Raw genomic sequence first — 14,842 nt, 5'->3', positions numbered from 1 at the left:
TTCAGCGGCCCAGCCCGTAGCCCGAGAGCCCGCCCATGCATCTCGCCCCCTCCCTCCCGATGAACGGGGCTTCCTCGTGAGCGGTCCCGACCTGCGTCGCGCCGCCGCCGCCCGCGCCCTCGATCTCGTCGAGGACGGAATGCGGCTCGGCATCGGAACGGGTAGCACCGCCAACGTGTTCGTGGAGTTGCTCGGCGCGCGGGTGCGTGACGGGCTCAAGGTCACGGGCGTCCCGACTTCGGAGGCGACGCGCATCGCCGCCGAGCGCGTCGGCATCCCCCTGGCGACGCTCGAAGACCTGCCCGAACTCGACCTCACCATCGACGGTGCCGACGAGATCGATGCACGGATGCGCTTGGTGAAAGGCGGCGGCGGCGCGCTCCTGCGCGAGAAGATCGTGGCTTTCGCCAGCCGCCGCATGGTGGTGATCGCCGACGCGGCGAAATCGGTGACGACCCTCGGCGCGTTTCCGCTGCCGGTGGAGGTCAATCCGTTCGGCCTCGGCGCCACCCGCATCGCCGTGGCCCAGGCCATCGAGAGCGCCGGTTGCGCGGGCGACCTCGTCCTGCGTGCCGGCCCCGGCGGCACGCCCTTCGTGACCGATGGCGGCCATCTCATCCTCGACGCCCATCTGAAGGCCATCGCCGATCCCGAACGCCTGTCCGCCGCGCTCTGGGCGGTGCCCGGCGTGGTCGAGCACGGTCTGTTCCTCGGCCTCGCCACCGGCGCTGTCCTGGCGGAGGCCCGTGACGGGCAGGCGCACGTCACCTGTCTCGGCGCGGTCTGACGCGCCTCCACCCTCCTTCGATATCCTGATCGACACGCCTTTCCGGAGCGTTCGCCATGTCCCGCCGCCTCTCTTCCGTCCTGACCGGCTCCATTCTCGCCGCACTGCTCGCCGCCTCGGTTCCGACGATCGTGCACGCCCAGGCGCAGAAGCCTACCGCGCCGGCCAAGCCCGGCGCCAAGCCCGCCGCGCCGGCGCCGTCGACGCCTGCCGCCCAGCAGCCGACCTACACGCCGAACCATCTGGCGCTGGCGCGTGAGGTCACCCTCAGCTCCGGTATCGCCCGCTCGTTCGATTCGATTCTTCCGGCCTTCGGCCAGCAGATCAAGCAGGCGGCCATCACCCGTCCGGACTTGACCAAGGACCTCGATGAGGTTCTCACCTCTCTGGCGCCGGAGATGGAACTGCAGAAGCAGATGATGATCGAGACGGCCGCCAAGATCTACGCGAGCCGCCTGTCCGAGGCCGAGCTCACCGAGATCGTCGCCTTCTTCCATTCGGCGGCGGGCAAGCGCTACGTCGAGACCCAGCCGCAGGTGCTCGACGAGATCGTCCAGGCCATGCAGAACTGGACCCAGGGCGTGTCCGAATACATGATGGTCCGCGTGCGTGCCGAGATGGGTAAGCGCGGCCACGAACTCCAGTAATCGCCCGATCCGCCCGTCTCCGATGTTCGCTCTCCCACCTCGATCGGAGACGGTCGCGCTTCTGCGCACCGCCGGTGCCGTCACGCTCGCCATCCTTCCGGTGGCGATGGCGCTCGCCAACCGGTCGAGCCCGACCGTCGTCGGCCTCGCCGCGTTGTTCTTCCTCGTCGCGGGGCTTATCGAGGATGCGCGCGCTACGACGCGGTTCGTGGCGAGGCCCCTCGCCACGCCGATCGGCCTTGCCGCCCTCGGCTTCGTCGTCTGGTCGCTGGCCAGCATCGCCTGGAGCCCGGCGCAGGATCTGTCCTGGCGCAACATCCAGGAATTCCTGCCGACAATCGCGGGGGCCTATCTCCTCGCCCGCCTCGCGCCCGGGAACATGCCGGCCTTCACGCCCCGGCTCGCCGCCTGGTCTATCGCGCTCGCCGGCCTGTACATCGTCGTGGCCCTGGCCGCCCACCTTCCTCTCCATCGGGCGATGGGCTCGCGGGTGGCGCTGTTCGTCTTCAACCGTCCCGCCCTGACGATCCTGCCCGTGATGGGGCCCCTGGCCTATCTCCTCCACCGGCGCGGGCAGGGAATCGCGGCACTCCTCGCGCTCGTGATCGGTACCGGGGCGATCCTGCGATCGATCAGCGGCGCCGCCGCCCTGGGGCTCGCAGCCGGCGCCGTCACGGCCCTCATCGCCGTCCTGACCCCGCGGCGGGTTGGGCTCGCCATTGTGGGGGCCGTGCTGGGCCTCGCCCTCGTCCTTGCACCGGTGGAGGGGGATATCCTCCAGAAAGTGATGCCCGATGCGGTCCACGAACGGCTCGTGCAGAGCAGTTCACGGGCACGGGTGGCCATCGCCCGCAGCTTCGGCGCGGCCGTGGCCCTCGATCCCTGGAGGGGTGCGGGTTTCGGGACCTCCGCGCGGTTCATCGAGACGCCTGTCGCCGCACGGATCGAGCCGGGACTGCGGCCGATGCTGGCGGTGGGCCACCCGCACAACATCTTCCTGCAGATATGGGCCGAACTCGGCATCGTCGGCGCCGGCCTTGCCAGCGCGATCCTGATGATGATGCTGGCGCTCATCGCCCGCATGCCCCGCGGCGAAGGCGTGGTGGCGCTCGGCCTCGTGGGCTCCTGCACGGCGGTGGCCTTCGTGGAGCACGGCGCCTGGCAGGGCTGGTGGATCGCGGCCCTCGGCGCCGCCGTCGCCTGGGCACGCGAGGCCGGGATGGAACCCTACCGCTGCGACCGCTCGGACCGATCTCAGGCCGCTTCGGCTTCCACCCGGTTGCGGCCGGAGGATTTGGCGCGGTAGAGGGCGAGATCGGCACGTTTGAGCATATCCGCCGGGCCCTTGTCGTCGACATGGCGGCACGCCACCCCGATGGAGACGGTGACGTGGATCTCCCGCGTCTCCTGGTCGATCAGGAACGGGACGGCTTCGATGCGCTCGCGGATACGCTCGGCGATGACATGGGCGGCCTCCGGTTCCGCGTCGGGCAGGATGATGACGACCTCTTCGCCGCCATAGCGGGCGACGATGTCGACGACGCGGGTATGAAGGCGGATACGGTCGGCGAAGGCGCGGAGCACCTCGTCTCCCGCCTCGTGACCGTAGGTGTCGTTGATGGATTTGAACCGATCGATATCGAGCATCAGCATCGATACGGCACGGTGGCGCAAGGCGGCGTCGTCGAACAGCACCGCGAGATGGCTGTCGAGGTAGCGTCTATTGTGGAGCCCTGTGAGCCCGTCGGTGACGGCCATCTCCATCGAGGCCTGGACGGCGCCGCGCAGGGTGTCCGAGAAACGGCTGCGCCGCACCTGGGTGCGCACGCGGGCCACGAGTTCGTTCCGGTCCACCGGGCGCATGAGATAGTCGTGCACGCCGAATTCGAGGCCGCGGATCACCCGTGCCTTGTCGTTCTCCTCCGCGATCATCATCACCGGCATGGTGCGGGTACGGTCGAGGGACAGGACCTGGCTGCAGAGGCGCAGGCCGTCGAACCCCTGGAGGTCGAGGCTGACGAGAGTCAGTTCGAAATCCCCCTCGGTGGCGAGGACCATCGCGTCGTGCGGGTCCGCCACTACCGTGACCCGATGGTGCTGGTTCAAGGCCGCCGAAAGCCGCTCCGCCGAGTTTTTCCGGTCCTCGACCAGCAAAATCGACGCGTTCTGGCCGTCCCCGGCGGCGGCGAGGGCCAGAGGATCGCCGATGCCGAACTCCCGCGAGGCCAGCGCCCTGTCGCGAAGCTCATCGGTGACCGCCTTCAGCCGGACGAGGTTGCGCACCCGCGCGAACAGGGCGGTGTCGTCGATCGGTTTCGTCAGGAAGTCGTCGGCCCCCGCGTCGAGGCCGCGCAGCCGGTCCGACGGCTGATCGAGGGCCGTCACCATCACGACGGGGAGATGGGCGGTGGTCGGGTTGCGCTTGAGGCGCCGGCACACCTCGAAACCGTCCATGCCGGGCATCATCACGTCGAGCAGAACGAGGTCGCACAGGCCCTTCTCGCAGATCGAGATGGCATCCGGCCCGTTCATGGCCGCCAGAACGTCGAAATACTCGAGGGACAGCTTCGTCTCGAGCAGCTTCACGTTCGGAAAGAGATCATCGACGATCAAGATGCGGGCCGACATCGTTCCTCGCGGATTCTAACGGGTTCGACGGGGCGACCCTGTGGACGGTGGCCCTCATCAACGGGCTCCGTCGCCGAGGTAGAGGCGGACGGTGGCGAGAAACTTCGCCACGGAGATCGGTTTCGAGAGATAGGCCTCGCAGCCGCCTTCACGGATGCGCTCCTCGTCGCCCTTCATGGCGAAGGCCGTGATGGCGATGACGGGGATATGCTTGAGGTCGTCGTCTTCCTTCAGCCATTTGGTGACTTCGAGGCCGGAGACCTCGGGAAGCTGGATGTCCATCAGGATCAAGTCGGGCCTGTGGGCGCGGGCGAGTTCGATCGCCTCGATCCCGTTGGCCGTCTTGAGCGTCGCATAGCCGTGCCCCTCCAACAAATCGTTGAAGAGCTTCATGTTGAGTTCGTTGTCCTCGACGATGAGCACGGTCTTCGGCATGGCTCATTGTTCCCGGCAGGCTGGCGGCGCATTCTGGAAGGACCGACGTCCCGCTCGATGAGAACCTAAGGGATACATGTTGACGAAACGCAAATCCGACCGTCCCGAAGAATCCGCCGAGCACCTCGCCATCTCGGTGCTCGGATGGCTCGCGGAGGACGGCGACAGGCTGCTGCCCTTCATGGCCTCCTCCGGTCTGACGCCCGACACGTTACGGGAAAGCGCCACCGATCCGGCCTTCCTCTCGGCGGTCCTCGACCATCTCATGGGCGACGAGGCGGTTCTGATCGCCTGCGCCACGGCCCTCGACGTGAAGCCCGAACAAATCGCCGCGGCGTGGCGCCGTCTCGGGCCGGCCGATCCTGATGCCGAGTTCGGGTGAGGTCGAAGCTCGGCAACGTAAGGGTGTCTTCCGCGCCCTGCGAGCCGCCCCCGGCGACCGCCCTTCACGGGCTTTGAAAGGCGCCGGGTCTCACGGCTTGCACTCGGCCTCAGTTTTTGCGTCGGCCTTGTGGAGGTCGAGACGGCTGAGGTCGCCGGCGATGGTGAAGTCGCCGTAATTGAGACTGAGCCCGCCGCTGACGCCGTTCTCGTAGAGGAGGAAGGTGAGGGTGTAGACCGGGGTGCGCTCACCCTGTCCGGGGGTGAAGTAGCTCAGGGTCACCGGCCAGCGCCGCATCGCCGCCATTTCCCCTTCCCGCAGGGGCTTGTCCCTGTCGGCGCCGCCATCCTTGGCAGGCTCTTCGGCGGTGATCGGTTTGCCGATCACCGCGAGCGTGTCGAAGATCTTGCGGCCGTCGTCCGACCCGTCGAACACCTTGGCCGACATCGTCGTCTCGCCGGCCTGTGCCGCCTCGATCATGCGGCGCATGTGGAGAGTCGGGAACAGCACGAAGCCGTTCTCGGTGTACTGGTCGCGCTTGGGCTCCTTCAGCTTCACCTTCAGGGCGTCCGCGCCGCTCTCTGCCGTGCCATCCACCGAGGTCGATGCGCTGCCGTTGAGCACCGTGTTGGTCTTGAAGCGGAAACTGTGCCCGTCGCCGCCCTCGAAGGTGGTGTTGCGCAGATCGGAGAGGCGCTTGCCGGTCTCGCCGCTATCGAGTTCCGTCACCTGCCGGGTCTGCATCGTGTAGCCCTTGCAGGCATCTCCGCTGAAATCGAGGACGATGCGTCCCCGTGCGCTCTCGACCGCCCGCGCCCCCCGGCTTTCGGCCAGAGACAGGTCGTAGACCGCGCGGTGGCCGGCCAATCGCATCGGCGCCGCCTCGGCGATGGCCGTAGAGGCGGCGATGGCGCCGAAGGCGATGGCGAGGGTGGAGCTTGGCAACCGCATGAGGTCTCCCGATGGACGCGCCGGTCGAAGCGAGAGGCGTGCCGATGCGCCGTCACAGATAGGGGGGCGATGCCGAAGCGGCAACGGCGGCGGTTTGCGTCGCCTCCTCGATGCCGGGAGCGTCTCGGAACCGTCCGTGTCGGATGAAGCGTAGCGAAGCGGTGATCGCGGCGCGGTTCAGGATCATCAGGTCGTGGGTGGTGTGGAGGGTGAGGTGATCGCTCATGCCGGTGACCCGTGTCCGCGCCACGCTCACGCGCCCGTCATTGGGGCGGGGCAGGATCAGGAAGGATTCGATGAGCCAGACCGACCGGTCCGCCGCGATGACCCCCAGGGGAAAATCGACATCGCCGAGGAGCGTGGTGAGGGCCTCCGAGCGGTGGGTGGTGAGTTGTGCACCCGCCGGTCCGAAGAACAGCCGGTATGGCCTCATCCGATGCAGAAAGTCAGCCACTTCGCTGCCGCCGTTCGGCGGTCCCAGCATCACCACGCGGCCGAGATTGGCCGGGCGATACCGGGTGATGATCCCCCGCGCCACGAGCCCGCCCATGGAATGGGTGACGAAATGCAGGCGGCGGAGGCCGGACGCGAACGCCGTCACCTGGGGCGCCGCGCCCTCGACGATCGTCTGGATCGTGGCCTTTCGCCCGGGGTAATCGAGATTGAGAGTGCGGTATCCCTCGGCGCGAAAGGCACGCTCCATCCTCCCGAGGGAGGCCGAGCGCCGCGCGATGCCGTGAAGCAGCACGATGCCCTCGGCACCGTCCGTCTGCCTCGCGTCCGCGCTCCTGCCATTGAGGTCGACTGGCGAAGCAGTCATCGGGTTGCTCCCCGCAACACTGCGCCCGACACTCGCCGGGGCGGCGGTCGAGGTAGTGCCGGCGCTCGCCATGACGCAAGCGAGGAAACGCACGATGCCGGCCACACTCGCGTGAGCGACCGTACCGACGACCGTCGGCTGCTGGCCGGCCATCTCGCCCTCTTCGTCGCGCTCTATGCCGGATACGGGGCACTCTCGCCGTTCCTGCCGCTGTTCCTCGAACGGCGTGGGCTGCCCGCGCACGAGATTGCCTGGCTCCTCGCCCTCGCTATCCTGGCGCGGATGGTGACCGGGCCGCTCGCCGGGTGGATCGCCGACCGGTGGGGCATCGTCCGCCCGGTCCTGGCCGGTGCGGCCGCGCTCGCGGGACTTGCCGCTTTCGGGCACCTCGCGGTGACGGGATTCGCGAACCTGCTCGCCGTCGGCCTTGCCTATGCCGTCCTCACCGCCCCCCTGGCGCCGTTCAGCGACGCCCTCGCCCTGGCCGCCTCGCAAAACGGTCGGCGCTTCGTCTACGGCTGGGTGAGGGGCGTTGGCTCGGCCGCCTTCATCCTCGCGACGAGCGTGGTCGGCTGGCTGGTGCCTGGGCTCGGGATCGAGGCCGCGATCCTGATCGGGGGCGGTCTCTTTGTCGCCGCCGGTCTCGTTGCGAATGGACTTGGGACGGGCAGACCGCCGGAGGTGGCGGCCAGACCAAGGCCGCGGCGGGGCGTCTCGGAGGTGCTGGCGAACCGGCGCTTCCGTCGCGTCGTGCTGGCGGCCTCCCTGGTCATGGGCGCGCATGCCATGCACGATGCCTTCGCGATGATCCTGTGGAGCCGGAATTCCATCCCGGCCGGGATCGCTGGCCTGCTCTGGTCGGAGGCGGTGGCGGCGGAGATCCTCGTCTTCCTCCTTGCCGGGCCGTGGATCCTGAGGCGGCTGGATCCGGGCCGGGCGATCGGGCTGGCAGCCGTCGCCGGGGCATTGCGATGGGGGATCAGTGCCGAGACCGTGGTACTTCCGGCGCTCGTTGCGATCCAGTGCTTGCACGGGCTCACCTTCGCGCTCCTGCATCTCGCCTGCCTGAAGGAGATCGAACGCTGCGTGCCGCCGGATCTCACCGCCACCGCGCTGACGCTCTACGGTCCCCTCGGCCTCGGCCTGTCATCAGCTTTGTTCACGCTTGCGTCCGGTCCGCTCTTCGCCGCTTACGGAGCGTCGGGCTTCTGGGGCATGAGCGGGGTCAGTCTCGCGGCCCTTCCGGTGGCGATCGGTCTGGGGCGCGGCGAGCGTTCGCGATCCGGCGAGAGAGTACGTACATAGAGCATGGTTCCCGTGCAGAAGAGCCCATGCCCAGCGTCGCCGATATCCTGATCCCGCTCGCGCTCGACAACGCCTACAGCTACGCCGTGCCCGCCGGGCTGGTCCTGTCGCCGGGCGATGTCGTGCAGGTTCCGCTCGGGCCGCGTGAGACGGTGGGGGTGGTCTGGCAGGTGGCGGAGAGCCCCGGCGGCTCGAACCTGCGGCATGTGACGGGCCGGGTCGAGGCGCCCCCTCTTTCCGATCCGTTGCGCGAACTCGTCGACTGGCTCGCCCGCTACACCCTGGCGCCGAAGGGCTCGGCTCTGGCCATGGCCCTGCGCCTGCCCGACGAGGCGGCGCGCGGCGAGACCTCGCGGATCGGCGTGCGCGGTTCGGGCAAGCCGCCCGCCCGGCCGACGCCGGCGCGGATGAAGGTGCTGGCGATCACCGCCGATGGGACGATGCGCGGCAAGAGCGCGCTCGCCAAGGAGGCGGGCGTCTCGCTCAGCGTGGTCGATGGCCTCATTGATGACGGCGCCCTGGAGGCCGTGGCCCTGGCGCCGGAGCCGGTGGCGCTCCCGCCTGACCCGGACCACGAGCGCGTCCCCCTGTCGGAGGCGCAAGACCAGGCAGCCCGTGAGCTCATCGGCCTCGCCTTTCCCGCGTCGGAGGATGCGAAGGCGCCCACAATCCTCCTCGAAGGCGTCACCGGCTCCGGCAAGACCGAGGTCTATTTCGAAGCCGTGGCCGAAGCCGTCCGGCACGGGCATCAGGCACTCATCCTGATGCCGGAGATCGCGCTCACGGCGCAGTTCCTCGACCGGTTCGCCGAGCGCTTCGGTGTCCGCCCGGCGACCTGGCATTCCGGCATCGGCTCGAAACGCCGCGAGCGCCTGCGCGCCGGTGTGGCGGCGGGCGAGGTCGCGGTCGTGGTCGGTGCCCGCTCGGCCCTGTTCCTGCCGTTCAGCGATCTCGGCCTCGTCGTGGTCGATGAGGAGCACGAGGCTGCCTACAAGCAGGAGGACGGGGTCCATTACCACGCCCGCGACATGGCGGTGGTGCGCGGCCGTCTCGAGAACTGCCCGGTGGTCCTCGCCTCGGCGACCCCCTCCATCGAGACCAAGGTCAATGCCGAGAAGGGGCGCTACGCCCATATCGTCCTGCCCGAGCGGTTCGGCGGGCGGCGGCTGCCGGACATCCATGCCATCGACATGCGCCTCGACATGCCGGAGAAGGGCCGCTTCCTCGCCCCGCCCCTGGTCAACGCCGTGCGCGCCACCATTGAGGCCGGCGATCAGGCGCTCCTGTTCCTCAACCGCCGTGGCTATGCACCGCTCACCCTGTGCCGGGCCTGCGGCCACCGCTACCAGTGCCGCAACTGCTCGACTTGGCTGGTGGAGCATCGCTTCCGCCGGGCGCTGGTCTGCCACCAATGCGGCTATGCCGAGCGCCGGCCCGACGCCTGCACCGAATGCGGCACGTTCGACAACCTGACCCCCTGCGGTCCGGGGGTGGAGCGCATCGCCGAGGAGGTGGCCGAGCTGTTTCCCGACAAGCGCGTGATCGTCCTCTCCTCCGACTTTCCCGGCGGGGCCGAGCGCCTGCGCGCAGAGTTGCAGAGCGTGGCGGATGGGGAATGCGACATCGTCATCGGTACCCAGCTCGTCGCCAAGGGCCACAACTTCCCGCATCTGACCCTGGTCGGCGTGCTCGACGCCGATATCGGCCTGACCTCCGGCGATCCGCGTGCGGCCGAGCGGACCTTCCAACTGCTCCAGCAGGTGACGGGCCGTGCCGGGCGCGGCGACAAGCCGGGCCGTGCACTGGTCCAGACCTACCAGCCGGATCATCCGGTGATCGCGGCCCTGCTTTCGGGCGACGCTACCCGGTTCTACGAGGAGGAGATCGCCTCGCGGGAGGCCGCCGGCCTGCCGCCGTTCGGGCGGCTCGCCGCCCTCATCGTGTCGGCAAACGAGCGCGAGGTGGCGGAAGCGCATGGACAGGCCCTGGCGCGGGCCGCCGAACCGCCGGAGGGCATCATGGTGCTTGGGCCGGCCGAGGCCCCTCTCGCTCTGATCCGAGGACGCTACCGGTTCCGGCTGCTGGTGAAGACTGAGCGGGCCGTCGATCTCCAGGCCTATCTGCGCGACTGGCTCGGGCGCGGGCCGAAGGTTCGCGGCAACGTGAAGGTCGCCATCGACGTGGACCCCCAGAGTTTCCTATAAGTCTGGTCCGACGTTCGCATGGTGCGTTCGACCCGACCAGGAGTGCTGCACGTGCTGACCTACACCAAGACACCGGACTCGAACGTGGCCGAAATCGTCGTCGACGGCCAGATCACCGATGAGGACATGAACACCGTCATCACCGCCATGCAGGCCGATCTCGACAAGGGCGGCAAGCTCAAGCTGCTGGAGGACGTGCGCGAGTTCAAGGGCATGGAGCCGGCGGCCTTCTTCAAGGACGTTCGCTTCGGCCTCGCCATGATGAAGGGCGTCAGTCACGTCGCCTTGGTCACGGACGCGTCCTGGCTGCGCATGGTCGCCGACACGTTCGGCAAGGTCTCGCCAGCCAAGATCAAAACCTTCGACCGCGCCCATATCGACGAGGCGCGGAGCTGGCTCGCTGCCGCCTGAGGAAGCCTATTCGGCCTGGGCGGTGCGCGTGGTCTGACGCCGCGCCGTCCAGCGCCCCGAGCAGAGCGGGGAAACCTTCCAGGTTCCACTGCCAGAACGGGCCTCGAGCCGGCCGGAGGCCGCGCCGTTTGCGCTGCCATTCGAGACATTGAGCCCCACCGTTCCATCGGTGCCCACGCGACCTGTCATCGTAGCCCGGTCCGCCGACGAGATGAGCCGAACCTGACCGTCCTGCACCGAGACCGAGTAGCTGTAGCGGCTGTCGCAGATGCCGGTCTCGGTTACGAGCTCGACGGACCACGCGCCATTGAAATTGCCGCCCTCGCGGCTGACGGCCGGTTGAAGATGAGCGGATGAGAGTCCGGCTCCGAGCGCCAGCACAGCCACGAGTTTCGACATGTTTCCCCCTGAGTTGAGACAATTCGCAGATTCCCATGGGCAGCCTTTCGGCGCTCTTGATAGGAACCATGCGTTTTGTGAGTTGATGGATTGTATAGATCTTTGATGCTCAGGGCAAATTTATGGCATCGGCCAAGGTAAGCTTCGCCGTTATGGTAGGCAGATGGTGGCGAATGCTAAGGCGAAATGGCGAATGGGGGCGTACAAATCAGGCGCGATATGAATTGGCGTGCAAGCTATAGCCGAGCCGGTATCGCTTCGATGTTGGCAATGCTTCGGTGTCGAGCGATGGCACCTCCGATCAACGCTCGTTTTAACGATCGAAATAGGCCTGCAACGCGTCGCGGTCCTGCGTGATCGGCAGCGTGAGGAGGGCCAGCACGCGGGCCTTGTCCGGCGACAGGTCGTCGGCGAAGACGGCGCCCTCCGCCTTCAGGGTGCTCCCGCCGCCAGGGAAGCCGTAGACCGGCAGGGCGCGGCCGTTCTCCAGTTTCGTGGCGATGATGATGACGACACCCTGGGCGATGGCGCACCTGATCGCGGCGAGGAGCGCGGCATTGACGTTGCCCATGCCGAGGGCGGCCACCACGATCCCTTCCGCGCCGCTCTCCACGGCATGGTGGACCTGACTGCCATCGGCACCGGCATACATCGCCACGATGGCGATTCTGGCGAGCCGATCGGGTAGCGGCAGGGTCTGCCGCCGCAAGGGCGCCCGGCGGATCACCACGCGATCCTCGTCGATGGAGCCGAGATAGCCGGTCTCGCCCGAATGGAAGGTCTCCACGTTGTGGGTGTGGGTCTTCCTCACGTCACGCGCCGCATTGATCGCGTGGTTGAGCGTCACCGTCACGCCAAGGGATGCGGTGGCGGGCGTGAGGATCTGGCGTACCGCATTGAGGAGGTTGCGGGCGCCGTCACTGTCGCGGTCGGAGGCGTTGCGCTGCGCGCCGATGACCACGACCGGCTTGTCGCTGCGCAGCGTCAGATCGAGGAAATAGGCGGTGGTGTCGAGGGTGTCGGTCCCATGCAGCACCACGACTCCGGCGATCTCGGGATCGGCGAGCAATCCCTCGACGGTCCGTGTCAGCGAGGGCCACAGGTCCGGGCCCATCTCCGCGCTCGGGATGTTGGAGAACTCCGTCACGGTGATCCGCGCGAGCTTTTCCAGGCCCGGCGCGGCGGCGGCGAGGTCGGCTCCGGACAAAGCCGGCACCGGTGCATGGGTCACCGGGTCGGTCTTCATCGCGATGGTGCCGCCTGTGGCGACGATGGCGACGGTGGGGAGAACGAGGTCCGTCACCGTTCGCCTCAATCGTTCAGGGGCCGCGCCTCTTCGGGCAGCATGATCGGGATACCGTCACGGATCGGGTAAGCGAGCTTGGCCGAACGGCTCACCAGTTCCTGGCGGACGGAATCGTATTCCAGCGTCTGCTTGGTCAGTGGGCAGACCAGGAGTTCGAGGAGCTTGGGGTCGACGCGCGTGGCTTCCACGGCGGTGGGGATTTCGTCGGTCATCGTCATTCTCCTCGGGTCGCGGCTTCACTGCAGGGTCGGCTCGGACCCCGATCCGCGCACCAACTCCATCTCGGTCACCGCAATCAAGACTTCAGCGCGGGTCTTGAGGTCGGCCGCCTCCAGCATCGCCTGTTTTTCGCGCGAGCCGAACGGGCTCATCATGCAGAGCGCGTTGACGAGGGCCTCGTTGGGCGCCTCGTCTATGCCCGCCCAGTCGACCTTGAGGTCGTTCACCTCGACGAAGTCCTTCAGTGCCTTGAGGACGCCTTCGCGGTCTACCGCGTCTTCGCCCGCTCGCGGTTCGAAGTCGCTGAGGAAATCGTCGTAGGAGACCTGGCAGCGACGGTAACGGGTGGTGGTCGCGAGTTCGCCTTCGACGCGGAACCGTGCAATGCCAGTAAGCGAGATGAGGTAGCGCCCGTCGCCGGTCTCGGCGAATTGGGTGATCCGGCCGAGGCAACCGACGCGAAAGAGCTTGGGCGTCATTGGCGACGATCCGCTTTCCACGTCGGGCTGGATCATGCCGATGACGCGATCGGTCCTCAGGGCATCGTCCACCATGGCGAGGTAGCGCGGCTCGAAGATGTTCAGCGGCATCTGTCCACGGGGCAGGAGCAGCGCGCCGGGCAGGGGGAAGACCGGGATGACGCCGGGGCAGTCGCCCGGTCCCTTGTAGCCCGCATGGGTGCTCATCGCGTCTCTCCGCCCCGGCGTTGATGCGTCATGCGAAGACCAGCGTCGACAGTCGCCGCCGGCCCCGGATCGAAGCCTTGTCCATGAGGCCCCAGGCCTCGAAGAACGTCAGGAGCTGCTTGCGGGCCGCCCCGTCGTTCCAGGTCTTGTCCTGCCGCTCGATCTCGATCAGCTCGTCCACCGCCTCGTCGCGCTTGCCTAGACCGTTGAGGCCGAGGGCGAAATCGAACCGGGCCTGGAAATCGGCGGGATCGGCGGCGATGCGCTGCTGGAACACGCCGAGATCACCGAGGGAGGCCGCCTGTTCGGCGAGCTCCACCGCTGCGCGGATGCTCGCCAGAGCCGGGTCACCGGCCTTCGCTGGCGGCGCCATGTCGAGAATCTGGCGCGCGTTTGCGACCTCGCCGGAATCGAGTTGGATCTTCGCGAGGGCAGCCAGGGCCACGAGGTTCTCCGGCTCCTGCCCGAGGACGGCGGCATAGAGTTCGGACGCCCCTGCCATGTCGCCTTCGCCGAGGGCCGCTTCGGCTTCGGCCATCATCGCCTCCACCGGCGTCGGGCCGGCGGGACCGGCGAGCCTGGCGATGAATTCCTTGATCTCGCTTTCCGGCAGCGCCCCGACGAACCCGTCCACGGGACGTCCCTTGTCGATGGCGATGACGGCCGGGATCGATTGCAGCCCGAGCTGCTGGCTGATCTGCGACCAGATCGCCGGATTCTCGTCGATATTCACTTTGGCGAGGATGACGGCGCCCTTGGCGGCGGTCACGGCCTTCTCCAGCAAAGGAGTCAGCTGCTTGCAGGGGCCGCACCATGTTGCCCAGAAATCCACCAGAATTGGCTGCTGCAGGGAGGCAGTGATGACCTCGTCGCGAAACGTCGCGGTGGTGACGTCCTTGATGAGGTTTGCGGGACCGCCGGCGGGGCTCGCCCCGGCGGTGGAAACGTCGTTCAGCATGCCATCCTCAACTCTCGCACTCGGATCGACGGAACGGATGCCGCCGGTGGCCGATCAGATTCGTCCAAGCCCTAGATGGGCGCCCCGGATCAACTGGACCAGAGCGGTACTCGGGCTATTCACACCATCCCGGCCTCTAAGCGCTTCGGCCGTCTCGCAGCACCACCGCCTCAGGGTTTCGGCGCGCCGGGGGGCGTTTTCGCGTCCGTGACGAAACGGGCCTCGTAGCGTCCCTTGGCCGAGGTCGCCTCGCAGGTGATCGCGGTCTTGCCTTCCTGCGGGTTGCTGAAGCTGCACGACCCGACAGCCGCTAGCGGTCCGCGAACCACGCCCTCGTCGGTCTTCTCGCCGGGAACGACGAGATTGATCGGCTGCAGAGCGTCGGTTTCCTCCGTCCGCTCCTGCTGTGCCCCACTGCCGCTGAAGCTCAGGGAGCGGCCGTCCCAGGCGGAGAAGTCGAAACTCGTCCGGTTGCGGGACACGGTGTTCATCATCGTGTCCTTGCAGTTCTGGGTCACGTCCAATCCCGCCACGATCAGCTTCTCGCATGTGCCCTCGAGCTTGATCGCAGTCTGGGCGCCCGCAGGACTTGCCAAGGCGACAAGGACGGCGAGGGCGGGCAGGATGAGGGCGGATGGTGTCTTCATGGCGCTGATGTATGTCCGTGGTCGGATCTGTCGAGGGCAATGTCGCGAAGGTCGCGG

General features: G+C 67.8%; 17 protein-coding genes. 7 read left to right on the top strand and 10 right to left on the bottom strand.

Annotated elements, in window-relative coordinates; genetic code table 11:
• Positions 1-76: 76 nt before the first annotated feature.
• From rpiA to A3OM_RS0118315, 3 genes are read left to right on the top strand one after another with little or no spacing between them, the layout of a single operon-like run.
• Complete coding sequence (gene rpiA, locus A3OM_RS0118325) at positions 77-787, top strand: ribose-5-phosphate isomerase RpiA (RefSeq protein WP_018045233.1); 711 nt, start codon at positions 77-79, stop codon at positions 785-787.
• 56 nt (positions 788-843) lie between these two features.
• Complete coding sequence (locus A3OM_RS0118320; protein ID WP_018045232.1) at positions 844-1,434, top strand: DUF2059 domain-containing protein; 591 nt, start codon at positions 844-846, stop codon at positions 1,432-1,434.
• Positions 1,435-1,456: 22 nt separating this feature from the next.
• Positions 1,457-2,740, top strand: a complete 1,284-nt coding sequence (locus tag A3OM_RS0118315; protein WP_018045231.1) for an O-antigen ligase family protein — start codon at positions 1,457-1,459, stop codon at positions 2,738-2,740.
• Here the strand turns inward: A3OM_RS0118315 and A3OM_RS0118310 are convergent.
• Both A3OM_RS0118310 and A3OM_RS0118305 read right to left on the bottom strand, forming a co-directional pair.
• Positions 2,689-4,062 (bottom strand): PleD family two-component system response regulator, encoded by a 1,374-nt coding sequence (locus tag A3OM_RS0118310; RefSeq protein WP_018045230.1) that lies wholly within the window; start codon positions 4,060-4,062, stop codon positions 2,689-2,691. The genes A3OM_RS0118315 and A3OM_RS0118310 overlap by 52 nt on opposite strands.
• Before the next feature lie 57 nt (positions 4,063-4,119).
• A complete protein-coding gene (locus A3OM_RS0118305) occupies positions 4,120-4,497 on the bottom strand; it encodes a response regulator (RefSeq protein WP_018045229.1) in 378 nt (125 codons plus the stop codon).
• A gap of 76 nt (positions 4,498-4,573) precedes the next feature.
• Here A3OM_RS0118305 and A3OM_RS0118300 point away from each other — a divergent pair, with 76 nt between their 5' ends.
• On the top strand, positions 4,574-4,879 hold the full coding sequence (locus tag A3OM_RS0118300; protein ID WP_018045228.1) for a DUF3572 domain-containing protein: 306 nt from the start codon (positions 4,574-4,576) through the stop codon (positions 4,877-4,879).
• Positions 4,880-4,969: 90 nt separating this feature from the next.
• On the opposite strand, the gene A3OM_RS0118295 is transcribed toward A3OM_RS0118300, so the two are convergent.
• The gene (locus A3OM_RS0118295; protein ID WP_018045227.1) at positions 4,970-5,830 is read right to left on the bottom strand and encodes a cell envelope integrity EipB family protein; all 861 of its coding nucleotides are present in this window, start codon (positions 5,828-5,830) and stop codon (positions 4,970-4,972) included.
• 52 nt (positions 5,831-5,882) lie between these two features.
• Complete coding sequence (locus tag A3OM_RS24300; protein WP_198290833.1) at positions 5,883-6,650, bottom strand: alpha/beta hydrolase; 768 nt, start codon at positions 6,648-6,650, stop codon at positions 5,883-5,885.
• Between the two features lie 111 nt (positions 6,651-6,761).
• On the opposite strand from A3OM_RS24300, the gene A3OM_RS0118285 reads away from it, so the two are divergent.
• Genes A3OM_RS0118285 through A3OM_RS0118275 form a run of 3 tightly spaced genes read left to right on the top strand, consistent with a single transcriptional unit; the run spans position 6,762 to position 10,570 of the window.
• Entirely contained in the window at positions 6,762-7,955 is a 1,194-nt protein-coding gene (locus tag A3OM_RS0118285; RefSeq protein WP_018045225.1) for an MFS transporter, read from the top strand.
• A gap of 26 nt (positions 7,956-7,981) precedes the next feature.
• The gene (locus tag A3OM_RS0118280; protein ID WP_018045224.1) at positions 7,982-10,159 is read left to right on the top strand and encodes a primosomal protein N'; all 2,178 of its coding nucleotides are present in this window, start codon (positions 7,982-7,984) and stop codon (positions 10,157-10,159) included.
• Between the two features lie 51 nt (positions 10,160-10,210).
• Entirely contained in the window at positions 10,211-10,570 is a 360-nt protein-coding gene (locus tag A3OM_RS0118275; protein WP_026176180.1) for an STAS/SEC14 domain-containing protein, read from the top strand.
• 6 nt (positions 10,571-10,576) lie between these two features.
• Here the strand turns inward: A3OM_RS0118275 and A3OM_RS0118270 are convergent, their stop codons facing one another.
• From A3OM_RS0118270 to A3OM_RS0118245, 6 genes are all read right to left on the bottom strand, one after another.
• Positions 10,577-10,969 (bottom strand): hypothetical protein, encoded by a 393-nt coding sequence (locus A3OM_RS0118270; protein WP_018045222.1) that lies wholly within the window; start codon positions 10,967-10,969, stop codon positions 10,577-10,579.
• Positions 10,970-11,282: 313 nt separating this feature from the next.
• The gene (locus A3OM_RS0118265; protein WP_018045221.1) at positions 11,283-12,272 is read right to left on the bottom strand and encodes an asparaginase; all 990 of its coding nucleotides are present in this window, start codon (positions 12,270-12,272) and stop codon (positions 11,283-11,285) included.
• 8 nt (positions 12,273-12,280) lie between these two features.
• Positions 12,281-12,487 carry a Trm112 family protein gene (locus A3OM_RS0118260; protein WP_026176179.1) on the bottom strand — a complete coding sequence of 69 codons (207 nt, stop codon included), beginning with the start codon at positions 12,485-12,487 and terminating at the stop codon, positions 12,281-12,283.
• A 24-nt stretch (positions 12,488-12,511) separates the two neighbouring features.
• A complete protein-coding gene (locus tag A3OM_RS0118255; protein WP_018045219.1) occupies positions 12,512-13,180 on the bottom strand; it encodes an LON peptidase substrate-binding domain-containing protein in 669 nt (222 codons plus the stop codon).
• 28 nt (positions 13,181-13,208) lie between these two features.
• Complete coding sequence (locus A3OM_RS0118250) at positions 13,209-14,138, bottom strand: co-chaperone YbbN (RefSeq protein ID WP_018045218.1); 930 nt, start codon at positions 14,136-14,138, stop codon at positions 13,209-13,211.
• A gap of 170 nt (positions 14,139-14,308) precedes the next feature.
• The gene (locus A3OM_RS0118245; RefSeq protein ID WP_018045217.1) at positions 14,309-14,785 is read right to left on the bottom strand and encodes a hypothetical protein; all 477 of its coding nucleotides are present in this window, start codon (positions 14,783-14,785) and stop codon (positions 14,309-14,311) included.
• Positions 14,786-14,842: the final 57 nt, after the last annotated feature.

It is taken from the genome of Methylobacterium sp. 88A, from assembly GCF_000376345.1.
GTDB lineage: Bacteria > Pseudomonadota > Alphaproteobacteria > Rhizobiales > Beijerinckiaceae > Methylobacterium > Methylobacterium bullatum.
The sequence above is the reverse complement of the archived record's forward strand: the minus strand, read 5'-3'. Positions and strand labels throughout refer to the sequence as shown.